Annotated in this window: 10 protein-coding genes and 2 pseudogenes; 6 read left to right on the forward strand and 6 right to left on the reverse strand. The window is 45.9% G+C overall.

Annotated features, from left to right (window positions below):
- Positions 1-333 precede the first annotated feature (333 nt).
- The 3 genes and pseudogenes from QUA78_RS30535 to QUA78_RS30545 all read left to right on the forward strand — a co-directional run bounded on the left by QUA78_RS30535 (position 334) and on the right by QUA78_RS30545 (position 2,544).
- On the forward strand, positions 334-657 hold the full coding sequence (locus QUA78_RS30535; protein WP_333305835.1) for a hypothetical protein: 324 nt from the start codon (positions 334-336) through the stop codon (positions 655-657).
- An 18-nt stretch (positions 658-675) separates the two neighbouring features.
- Positions 676-903, forward strand: a complete 228-nt coding sequence (locus tag QUA78_RS30540; protein ID WP_333305833.1) for a hypothetical protein — start codon at positions 676-678, stop codon at positions 901-903.
- Between the two features lie 400 nt (positions 904-1,303).
- A pseudogene (locus QUA78_RS30545) lies at positions 1,304-2,544 on the forward strand (ISAzo13 family transposase).
- Here QUA78_RS30545 and QUA78_RS30550 read toward each other — a convergent pair.
- The 5 genes and pseudogenes from QUA78_RS30550 to QUA78_RS30570 all read right to left on the reverse strand — a co-directional run bounded on the left by QUA78_RS30550 (position 2,517) and on the right by QUA78_RS30570 (position 5,372).
- Complete coding sequence (locus QUA78_RS30550) at positions 2,517-3,149, reverse strand: IS630 family transposase (protein WP_333399195.1); 633 nt, start codon at positions 3,147-3,149, stop codon at positions 2,517-2,519. The pseudogene QUA78_RS30545 and the gene QUA78_RS30550 sit on opposite strands and share 28 nt — an antisense overlap.
- 310 nt (positions 3,150-3,459) lie before the next feature.
- Positions 3,460-3,720 carry a helix-turn-helix domain-containing protein gene (locus QUA78_RS30555; RefSeq protein ID WP_333305831.1) on the reverse strand — a complete coding sequence of 87 codons (261 nt, stop codon included), beginning with the start codon at positions 3,718-3,720 and terminating at the stop codon, positions 3,460-3,462.
- A gap of 16 nt (positions 3,721-3,736) precedes the next feature.
- On the reverse strand, positions 3,737-3,934 hold the full coding sequence (locus QUA78_RS30560) for a hypothetical protein (protein WP_333305829.1): 198 nt from the start codon (positions 3,932-3,934) through the stop codon (positions 3,737-3,739).
- Between the two features lie 82 nt (positions 3,935-4,016).
- Positions 4,017-4,163 (reverse strand): annotated as a pseudogene (locus QUA78_RS30565) (IS5/IS1182 family transposase); the annotation flags it as partial.
- 960 nt (positions 4,164-5,123) lie between these two features.
- Positions 5,124-5,372 carry a hypothetical protein gene (locus QUA78_RS30570; protein WP_333305827.1) on the reverse strand — a complete coding sequence of 83 codons (249 nt, stop codon included), beginning with the start codon at positions 5,370-5,372 and terminating at the stop codon, positions 5,124-5,126.
- A 374-nt stretch (positions 5,373-5,746) separates the two neighbouring features.
- Between QUA78_RS30570 and QUA78_RS30575 the strand changes: the two genes are divergently transcribed.
- The 3 genes from QUA78_RS30575 (at position 5,747) to QUA78_RS30585 (ending at position 8,209) form a co-directional block, all read left to right on the forward strand.
- A complete protein-coding gene (locus tag QUA78_RS30575; RefSeq protein WP_006635783.1) occupies positions 5,747-6,097 on the forward strand; it encodes a hypothetical protein in 351 nt (116 codons plus the stop codon).
- Between the two features lie 107 nt (positions 6,098-6,204).
- Positions 6,205-7,725, forward strand: a complete 1,521-nt coding sequence (gene ycf46, locus QUA78_RS30580; RefSeq protein ID WP_172188738.1) for a stress-responsive protein Ycf46 — start codon at positions 6,205-6,207, stop codon at positions 7,723-7,725.
- Positions 7,726-7,855: 130 nt separating this feature from the next.
- Positions 7,856-8,209 carry a DUF1257 domain-containing protein gene (locus QUA78_RS30585; RefSeq protein WP_333305825.1) on the forward strand — a complete coding sequence of 118 codons (354 nt, stop codon included), beginning with the start codon at positions 7,856-7,858 and terminating at the stop codon, positions 8,207-8,209.
- Between the two features lie 159 nt (positions 8,210-8,368).
- On the opposite strand, the gene QUA78_RS30590 is transcribed toward QUA78_RS30585, so the two are convergent.
- Complete coding sequence (locus QUA78_RS30590; RefSeq protein WP_333305824.1) at positions 8,369-9,619, reverse strand: glycosyltransferase family 4 protein; 1,251 nt, start codon at positions 9,617-9,619, stop codon at positions 8,369-8,371.
- Positions 9,620-10,034 lie beyond the last annotated feature (415 nt).

Genomic DNA, 10,034 nt, shown 5'->3' on the forward strand with positions numbered 1-10,034 from the left:
AACATATTTAATTATGGACTAATGAGGGGCATGGTATTTCTGAGTATTTGTACTCATCGCATAAGTGTTATGCTCCCTGTCAAGCCTGACAAGGACTTGATTGATATTTTGACATATTTTTTCAATTTCTTTGACTGATTTAGCTATTGATTTAGCATACCAAGTAAGGAAGAACCAAAAAAAAGATTATTTGGAAACGAGCGCGACCAGGCCATAAACAGAAGCAAGACCCATTACGACGCTCGATCAAACAGGCAGATCAAGATATGTTGGAATTGGCACTACTCGGCGGGAGAAATCGATCTGAAATACCTGGATGAATCAGGTTTTTGTTTGTGGAGCCCCAATGGATATACATATTACCCAATTGGAGCGCAAAAACGGTTAGAGCAAACAAAACGAAGGGGGCGAAGATTGAGTATTTTAGGATGGCTACAGCCGTGTATCAGTTTCTCGTATGGCTTGGTTATTGGGAGTTTCAGTAGCGAATCATATATCATAATTATGGAAAATGAAGCTCAACAAGCTGAATTAGAAATGAAATCAACTGGACGGATCAGAGTGATAATTCAAGATAACGGTGCCATACACAAATCCCTATATGTCCAACAAAAATGGTTCCAGTGGGAAAGCCAGGGCTTGTATATTTTCTTTTGACCAGAATACTGCTCAGAAATGAACAAAATTGAACTGGAATGGCAACAACTTAAAAATCATGAACTGGTAGGAAAAATGTTTGAAGACGAACTAGATCTTGCCTACGCAGTAATTGATGGAATTGAAGCTAGAGGAGAACGAGGAGATTATACAACTAATCGCTTTAAATTTAGTTCCCGTTCCCGCTCTGAACATTTCTTTACTTACTTTGTTTTTTTTATGCCGACCTACTTATTCTGGTCTTGATGAGTATTTATACTTGTCGCAAAAGTGACACGCTCCCAAGTCCCATTGCACTGCTCCGTGAGGCTTAATGCCTTTGCCAGTTAATTTCCTTCAATGAACATTGTGTGTAGCCCCATTCGACTTTCGTCTTGGCTCCAATATCGGATTTTATACCACTGCTTTAAAAAGCTCTCACTTTGACTCAGGCTGGCTTTTACAGCATATTGCAAGCTTATTGAGGACAGTAACAGCATTTAGTAAACCAGTTTTTTAGATGTTGAGGATTCATGTTTGTCGAGGGCGACGGCAATTAATGTATCAATCATTTTTGTCGTAGTTGGAGAAAACTTACGCAGAAAAGACTTAAGGGACTTCTAAAAAATAAATCGTCCCGGACTGCATGAACTAAACTGAAGCCATGTTGAAACTTACAGACTCACTCAAAGTGTTATTTAAAGAGACAGCCGAGCACCTGCAAGGTGCTGCCCGTCGCCGGTTTATGGCCCAAACCGTAGCGGAGCTAGGGCGGGGCGGACAGCGCCTTGCCGAGCGCGAATTAGGTTGGCACCGTGACCTGATTCGCAAAGGGCAATGCGAAGTCGCACACAACCTGATTTGTGTCGATGCGTTTAAATTGCGGGGTAGAAAGCGCACCGAAAGCCGTTTACCGAACTTGCTGAGCGACATTCAAGCCATTGTAGACAGTCAAAGCCAGACCGACGGGAAGTTCACCACGAATCGTTTGTATACCCGCCTCAGTGCCGCCGAAGTCCGCCGTCAACTGATTGGGCAAAACGGTTACAGTAGTGAAGCCTTGCCGAGTACCGAAACGATTCGGACGCGGCTCAATCAATTGGGCTACTATCCCAGCAAAGTCGGGAAAACGAAACCTCAAAAAAAATTGCCTTGACCGATGCCATTTTTGACCAACTGGCTATCGTTAACGTCGCTGCCGCTGCCGACCCCACTGTATTACGGCTCTCGTTGGATGCCAAAGCCGGAGTGAAAGTCGGACCGTTCTCGCGGAAGGGCAAAAATCGGGTCGAGACCGAAGCTTGTGACCATGACGAAAGCCCCGAAACATACGGTCATCCCTTACGGGATTTTTCTCCCCGAGTGGGACGAGTTATTTCTCTACTGCACCACTTCAAAAGTCACCAGTGACTTCATGGTCGATCTTTTGGAGGCTTGGTGGTTGGCGCATCGCGGACGGTTCCCAGCAGTCGAGACTTTATTGCTCAACCAGGATAATGGACCAGAAAATCATTCCCGGCGCACCCAGTTTATGAAACGGCTGGTGGACTTTGCTTTCTCGGCATCAGGTGAATCTCCGATTGGCTTATTATCCGCCTGATCACAGTAAATACAATCCCATTGAGCGGACTTGGGGCGTTCTGGAAAATCATTGGAATGGCAGCATTCTTGATGAGATTGACACGGTTTTGCAATTCGCCCACTCCATGACTTGGAACGGTCACCATCCCGTGGTGAAACTCGTCACCCAAACCTACCAAACTGGGGTCAAACTCACCAAACTCGCTCCGGGCTGAGGTTGAAACGCAGATTCAGCGTCTGGGCGAATTCGTGGTCAACGACAAACCCTTGAATCTCGGTAAATGGTTTATCGATATTTTTTACCGCCCTGAGCCAGTATTGGCATGATTATTTATTTGGAAGTCCCTAAGTTGTGACCACCATAATTCAATGGGATTAAAATCAGGAGAATACGGTGATAAGTTAATAATACTTGCACCAACTGATTGAATCATCGGTGCAATTGAAGCCATTTTATGTGCTGGCAGATTATCCATGACTACTACCGCTCCCACCCATAGTTCGGGCACTAAAATTTTTTCTATAAATATTTCAAATGCCTTTCCATCCATTGAGTCATTCATCGTCATCAAGGCAAACACTTTTTTGATACTTATAGCTCCGATCGCCGTGACTTTTGCACCTCGATAAAATGGTTTTAAATCAGATACTCTCGTGCCGTAAGGCGAGCGAGCATAATTCCTCGTCAAACCGAGTAATACCCCCATCTCATCTAAAAATACCAGATTTTCTGGCTCTATGTTCTGCACTTTTTTCCAGTATTCTACTCTTAATTTTTGCACCCGCTCTGTGGCAGCTTGACTGCTGAGGAGCGTCTTTTTTTTTGTTAGTCCCTGTCTTTTCAATTCTCGACACAGGGTACTAGGACTTACCCATTTTCCATAAATATTACCCCAGTATTCACAATATTCTGACGCATGTGCTATCAGGATATTTTTCTACCAAATCACGAAGTTGACTTGAATATCCATTCAACTCACTTTTCTGACTTCCGCCTTGACGCAAGGGTTGGATATCTCCTGTAATTTGTTTGCGTTTTAGTAGTCGTTCGACAAAACATTTACTCACATCAAATCTAGCCGCTAGTTTTCTAATTGATGTGTTACCCTGTTCATAAGCTTTGACCACTTTTTCAAGGGATCTCGATCGGTAATGGTTTCATGGCTGTAATTAATATACTAATATTAATTGTACTCTATTTACTTGCAATCTGCTGTATCAAGGATGGCAGTTTTTTTTAAATTATTCTACTGCACCTTTTTTCTGTTTTTCGCTCACGGGACGTGGCACCTTTAATTTTCCTTTCAGTCGATATCTCGCCCACTGATGTACTGTGCGATATGACACCTCTATTTCACAACAGCTTGTCAACCATTGATGGATTTCTTTATAGCTACTGAATCCTTCTGGTTCTTGCAGCTCTTTCTCTAATCTATCTAGAGTTTCAGGATTGATTATTGTTGGCCTTCCCGAACGTTTTTTTTGAGATAATAATTCTGCCATTCCCCCTTGACGATAACTACACAACCATCTCGCGATCTGTGGTACGATGTTTCCCTACTCGGACGGCTATTGACGATACAGTTTCTACGGTTTGGGTTTTTAGCCAATAGAGCGCTTGCAGTTTTCCGTGGCTATGTGCATCTTTAACTTTCCCCAAAAGAGCTTTGATTTCTGCTTCTGTTTCGGTAATGTTAATCTTGACAACTCCTGACATTGGCTATCCTTAATTTGGGTAAAAAATCATAACAACATCTATCAACTGTAGCACTATTTTATGAAATTGGTATAACTGTCGGGAAGTTTTCAGCATCTTCTGATTCAAACTCTGACCACGGGATTAGTCGGGCCATCTTTACCCAACGGTTGAAGGCTGACAACTTTCCTCCGAAGGGGAGTTCAAAGTCGGATGGGGGACTTGGAGCAAGCTCAAATTTTCGGTACACGCTCGCAGATGGTGATGCATGGGTTTTGACCTATTTTAGGTGTTTTTCTGGCACTACTCTACTTTTTTCGGTCAGACAAGCCATAGAGTATCTACTTTTCCAATTTATTCAGCAAGCCCTAATTATGCCGGATAAAATATTTGATTATTTGGAAAAACATATTAATTGCAATTTCCCAGAAAGAGGCGAATTCCAGTTAACATCGTGTTTGGATTAATTGCGGCAGTTCAAGGAAATTGCTGATTATGTTGTGCAAGGGCGGTGTTTTGACACGGGATTGCCGGAGGTTCCCAGGCAAACGCTAATTGATTTTGCCATATCTGGTGGTCCGCTCGGCTAATCACCCTTAAATTTGAGCCTGACACCTCACAACTATCAAAAATGCCCATCTAAGCCTAACTTGGTGGCGCGCCCCGACACCGGATTTGTATCGGCAATGTCCTCACAAAAGTCTAACCGTAGGGTGCTTATCCCCAGACTGGGCTGGGTGGTTATTGCCAGCCCGCTCAGGAGTGCAATCAACCTGTTTGCGTTATTGTAGCCGTTGGGTATTGGCAATAGATATTATTTATTGCGAGTAGTCTATCTTGTGAAGAAGATTGATCGAGCGCCCGCTATGACATTTCAAGCGTTTCGGGCACTTCTTCACCACTCATGAGCGGGCTGGGTGCTTATGGCGCACCTTACCCCAGATGGCAAATCAAAGGATTTGTTGACCTTAATCCTATAGAACCCATTTGAGATCTATTCATTCGCCAGCCTTTTGAGCATGAGTCGGATGAAACACAGATTGAGCTTGGCAGAGTGGCATGACTCAAGGTTCTCTCAAAGTTTTTGACTAAACTTTTACAACGTTCCATCCAAGCATTTGACAGCTCAATCACCCATCGAGTTGCCACCACCACAAATCCCGTTTTTCCTTGTGCCGCTTTTTCGGCTTTTGTGGGCTTGGGTGCCAGTTCAAACCGGATCTTGGTCATGATTTGGGGATAAAGTTTTTGCAAGGCTGCGGTAATTGTCTCGCTCGTGATAGCCATTGTCCAGCAAGATGGTGATATGAGGAATGTTGACAGGCTTGGCGCGAAAATAATCGAGATTGTGACTCAACATTTCGATCAAGCCCTGGTCATCGGATATATTGGCTTTAGTGAGCGTGGGTGAAAAATGGAAAGCCCAACGTATCAACAGCAAGATGTCGTTTGATGCCATTAGTACATTTGTAAAAGCAGAAGCCTTTGGACTCGATATTCGCATTGCAGGTATTCTTCACCACTTATGAGCGGGCTGGGTGTTTATGGTGTACCTTACCCCAGATGGCAAATCAAAGGATTTGTTGGCCTTAGTCCTATATATCTATTGTTCATATTTATAGTTGGTCGATCGTCCTTGACGCTACCCATACCTGCCGCTGCACCTCTGCCTCATCAGCTACACTCCTCAGTTTTCCGTTGTTAACTGACCCAGAGTCACGTCAAATGTAACGAGATATTACAAGATGACGCTAAAGCAGCATAGAGGCTTGACAGCAAAGAATGAAGCGGCTAATCTGATATACATACCCGGGTAAGTCAATTCACTGTCATATGCAAGAAAAGCAAAAAGTTACATTGTATCTTCCACCTGAACTGCATCGCCAGCTCAAAATCCGAGCCGCAGTCGAAACTGAACCGATGTCATCAATTGCAGAAAGGGCAATTGTCTTCTACCTAGGAAACCCCGAACTGGTTGACGAAGTGGAAGCCTCCTACGGACAAACCCATCGGGTATACAACTGTCCAGAATGCACGGGTTCAGTAGTAATGCGAGATGGAGAACTGGCATCCGTAACAAGTCAGCCGAGCGTATTGGCTGAGCAGGATCTTCCAGTAAAGCAGGTGTCCGGCGTCAGCGCCAGCACGGCTAAACCGGGAGAGGAAGAATTGGTTCCCTGCTAAGAATGCCTTGCTTCCCCAAAAAGCTAGAACTGAAATTTTCAGTAACAGAGCCAAGGGCAGCATTGAGATTCAGCAAAGATAGCACCGTCTCTAGTGGGTCGAGGACTATGCAAGAAGAGATCAGTATTCTAATCCAAGCTCAATATCCTCTGATCTACCTCGTGACATCCGAGGAAGAGCGGTGTGAGCAAGCAATTTCGACAATAGCTCAAGCCAAACCACAGCGACGAGTATTTATCTGGACTGTAACTCACGGCATTGTGGAGTACGGTCAACCCCGCACCACCACCCAGCACAACACCGTTTCGCCAGAGGCAGCAATTGAATGGGTGATCAGGCAGCGAGAACCCAACAGTAACGCTAGCATCTACATTTTCAAAGATCTCCATCCTTTTATAGATTCTCCTCCCGTAACGAGGTGGTTGCGCGATGCGATCGCCAACTTCAAAGGAACGCAAAAGACAATTATACTGATGTCTCCTTTGCAGCAAATTCCAATCGAGCTAGAAAAGGAAGTAGTCGTATTAGACTTCGCGCTCCCAGACATGAAGGAACTAAACCAAGTATTGTCTGGCCAGTTGGAGCAAACAAAATCGCGACGTATTACCACAGAAGCGCGAGAAAAACTTTTAAAAGCAGCCTTGGGATTGACCAAGGACGAAGCTGAAAAGGTTTATCGCAAAGCCCAAGTTTCTACTGGGCGCCTAACAGAAGAAGAAGTAGACATCGTTCTGTCGGAGAAAAAGCAATTAATTCGCCGCAACGGCATTCTAGAGTTCATTGAAGAAGACGAAACCCTGGATGCAGTCGGGGGTTTAGAAGAGCTAAAAAGGTGGCTCAGGCAGCGTTCCAACGCTTTTACAGAAAGGGCGAGAGAATACGGTCTGCCTCAACCAAAAGGGATGTTAATTCTCGGCGTACCGGGATGCGGAAAATCGCTGATTGCCAAGACCACCTCCCGCCTCTGGGGACTGCCCCTGCTGAGGCTAGATATGGGTAGAGTCTACGACGGCTCGATGGTGGGTCGATCGGAAGCCAACCTCCGCAACGCCCTGAAAACCGCAGAATCCATCTCTCCAGCCATCCTCTTCATCGACGAACTAGACAAAGCCTTTGCAGGAGGCACGGGTTCGGCAGACTCAGACGGAGGCACCTCCAGCCGGATTTTCGGTTCTTTCCTCACTTGGATGCAAGAAAAGACTTCCCCAGTCTTCGTAATGGCAACAGCCAACCGAATCGAGCGGTTGCCGGGAGAATTCTTGAGGAAAGGCCGGTTCGACGAACTCTTCTTTGTTGACCTGCCTACCAAAGAAGAACGCCAAGATATATTTAAGATTCACCTGTCCAAGCGGCGTCGGGAAATTACTCGCTTCGATTTAGAGCAACTTTCCAACGTTTCCGACGGCTTTTCAGGTGCAGAGATTGAGCAAGCGCTAGTGGCAGCCATGTACGAAGCCTTTGCTCAAGATCGAGAGTTTACGCAGCTAGACATCATCGCGGCCATTAAATCCACAATGCCACTGTCTAAAACAATGACCGAACAGGTCACCGCCCTGCGAGATTGGGCTAGACAGCGTGCACGGCCCGCTGCGTCTTCCGTCGCTGAATACCAGCGAATGGAATTCTAAAAGCTTTCTCCTGATCCAAACAGGAGCAAAGGCTAGCAACAGCTAGCAGTTCGATTGAAGAGCCGCCCAGCGGCACCGTTAAATCCAGACCGTTGTTGTTTCTCTCTCAGTTTTATTAGGAGGAAATCCAATGTCTCACTTTAGCACTCTGCGTACCAAAATCACCGATGCCGAAATCCTGAAAGCTTCCCTGCGCGACTTGGGCATTTCAGTCAAGTCAGAAGCTGATGTTCGTGGCTATAATGGTCAGCGCGTTCGCTCCGACATCGTGGCGATTCTGGAAGGCGAATATGACCTGGGTTGGTCTCGCAATAGCGATGGTTCCTTTGACCTGATTGCTGACCTCTGGGGCGTCGCCAAAAAGCACAATCAAACTGAGTTAATCAACTCCATCAACCAGAAGTACGCAGTTAACAAGACCTTGGCAGGAGTCAAGCAGCGCGGTTTGCAAAACGCCAACGTCAAGCTGGTAGTGCAAAATTAATCGCTCTGCGCGTTCCCAAGCTCGCGGGTTAACCAAACGGGTTAACCCGTTTTTAGCTAGCTAGGAAGTAGAGTGGGGTTTTTGGGCCACCACATACTTTTTTAGCACCCCCAAGCAGCAGCTCTCAACGTGAGAGCTGCTGCTTTGATGGTCGGCTACCTAATGCTTCGGGCAAGCGTCGATCGTTTGTTGATAAATTTCCAGTATTCGATCGACTTTCCGTTCCCAATCAAAATGCTGCCGGACGCGCTCCCGTCCCGCACAACCCATACTCTGTCGCAATTCGGGTGAATGAGCGAGCTTCAGCATCGCATCTGTCAGTCCTTTGACAAAGCCTTCTTTAGAAGCTGGTTCTACTAAAATACCGCAAGTGGAATCCATATAATCCGCTGGGCCGCCCCAGTTCGTTGCTATGACTGGCAAGCCCACTGCCATTGCCTCCATCACCACTGCCCCGCCGCATTCCCGCAAACTGGGGAAAACCATTGTATCAGCTTGTTGCATTTTGAGAGCGCACTGCTCCTGAGACAGCCAGCCACTAAATACCACGCTGCTGTCGATGCCTAAACGAGCTGTTTGAGCTTCGAGTTCCCCTCGGATGTCCCCATCCCCGATGATTTCCAAGACTGCATCAGTTTGAGCGACGACGGCCGCGAAGGCTTCCAGCAGCAAGTCTACAGCTTTCCAGTCGATCAGCCGGCCTAAAAAAATAAAATGAACCTGCCCGGTCGCTGCTTTTGATAAGGTAGAGTCCGATCGCCACACCGAGAAATCCACGCCGTTTTCCACAACTTCAATAATTTTACCCTGCACCCCAGCCGGAAGTGCCTGCTTCGTGCGATAGTTTGCCACTAACAGCGTCTCGGCTTTGATTTTACCGGGAAAAAGACGATTGAAGAAATCGACGCACTGGTGACCGATTTCGATTAAAATATCAATGGTAAGATTTTGGCGCGATCGAAAAGCCAGAGGAAATTTAACCGACGTGTTCATCGGCCCGATAACTACCGGCACTCCCAATCCGAACATCAACGAAGGAACTGTTGCCGAGACTGGTGTCGGTTCGTGTACAATATCAATCTCCTGTTCGCTCACCAGCTGCCGGACAATACGACGCTGTAGCACTTGGGTGTAGAGGTGACTGAGCAGCCCAAAAGTAAATTCATTCACTCTTGCAGGGATAAATAGCCCGCAATTGTTAAGCACCCGGTGCAGCCAAGTGTCGGGTACAAAGTGCATTCGATCGCGTTCTTCTGGAAACAGCGCTGTCAGTTCTGCCTGGGTGCGCGCGTGGACTACTAACCAGATCTCTTTTTGGCGAGATCGAAGTATCCGGAAGTAGTTCAGCGGCAGCAATGCCTCGCCGCCGAATTTAGTTGAGGCATTTTGACCAACAATTACAATTCGCATAAGTGGTTTTGAACCCAACTGCATTCATAGACAATTTAAACTAAAAACCTGCTTTTTCGCCAATCATTGATTGAATTCTGCATAAACTGGATAGCTTAAAACCTTAGCTAAAAAGCCATTACTTTTGCCTTTAATTGCCAGCAGCATTTCCACTAAGTAAAGTATTTATTTTGCTCGCTTTGAAATCTACAAATAATGTTTTGTGTTCTTTTAACTTTTACAGGGCGTTTTATTTCTTTCCTGGGTAACAAGAGTGGCATCTACGAGTTTGCTAATTGCTTGGAAAAATTTGTAACATACCAAAGGTACAGATGCCGCATCGGGGTTGCACTGCTCTATAAGAGTGTTCCAACGAAAAAATGATCCAAAATTTCACTCACTTCGACAAAAGATTTCAACGAACCATTTAGTCAAA

The sequence above is a fragment of the Microcoleus sp. K4-B3 genome (assembly GCF_036704615.1).
Lineage (GTDB): Bacteria > Cyanobacteriota > Cyanobacteriia > Cyanobacteriales > Microcoleaceae > Microcoleus.

Excerpts from the sequence above, each read along its gene's own strand:
- QUA78_RS30540 (WP_333305833.1), top strand. The coding sequence starts at position 676 with ATGAACAAAATTGAACTGGAATGGCAACAACTTAAAAATCATGAACTG.
- QUA78_RS30555 (WP_333305831.1), bottom strand. The coding sequence starts at position 3,720 with ATGGCAGAATTATTATCTCAAAAAAAACGTTCGGGAAGGCCAACAATA.
- QUA78_RS30560 (WP_333305829.1), bottom strand. The coding sequence starts at position 3,934 with ATGTCAGGAGTTGTCAAGATTAACATTACCGAAACAGAAGCAGAAATC.
- QUA78_RS30570 (WP_333305827.1), bottom strand. The coding sequence starts at position 5,372 with ATGGCATCAAACGACATCTTGCTGTTGATACGTTGGGCTTTCCATTTT.
- QUA78_RS30575 (WP_006635783.1), top strand. The coding sequence starts at position 5,747 with ATGCAAGAAAAGCAAAAAGTTACATTGTATCTTCCACCTGAACTGCAT.
- ycf46 (WP_172188738.1), top strand. The coding sequence starts at position 6,205 with ATGCAAGAAGAGATCAGTATTCTAATCCAAGCTCAATATCCTCTGATC.
- QUA78_RS30585 (WP_333305825.1), top strand. The coding sequence starts at position 7,856 with ATGTCTCACTTTAGCACTCTGCGTACCAAAATCACCGATGCCGAAATC.
- QUA78_RS30590 (WP_333305824.1), bottom strand. The coding sequence starts at position 9,619 with ATGCGAATTGTAATTGTTGGTCAAAATGCCTCAACTAAATTCGGCGGC.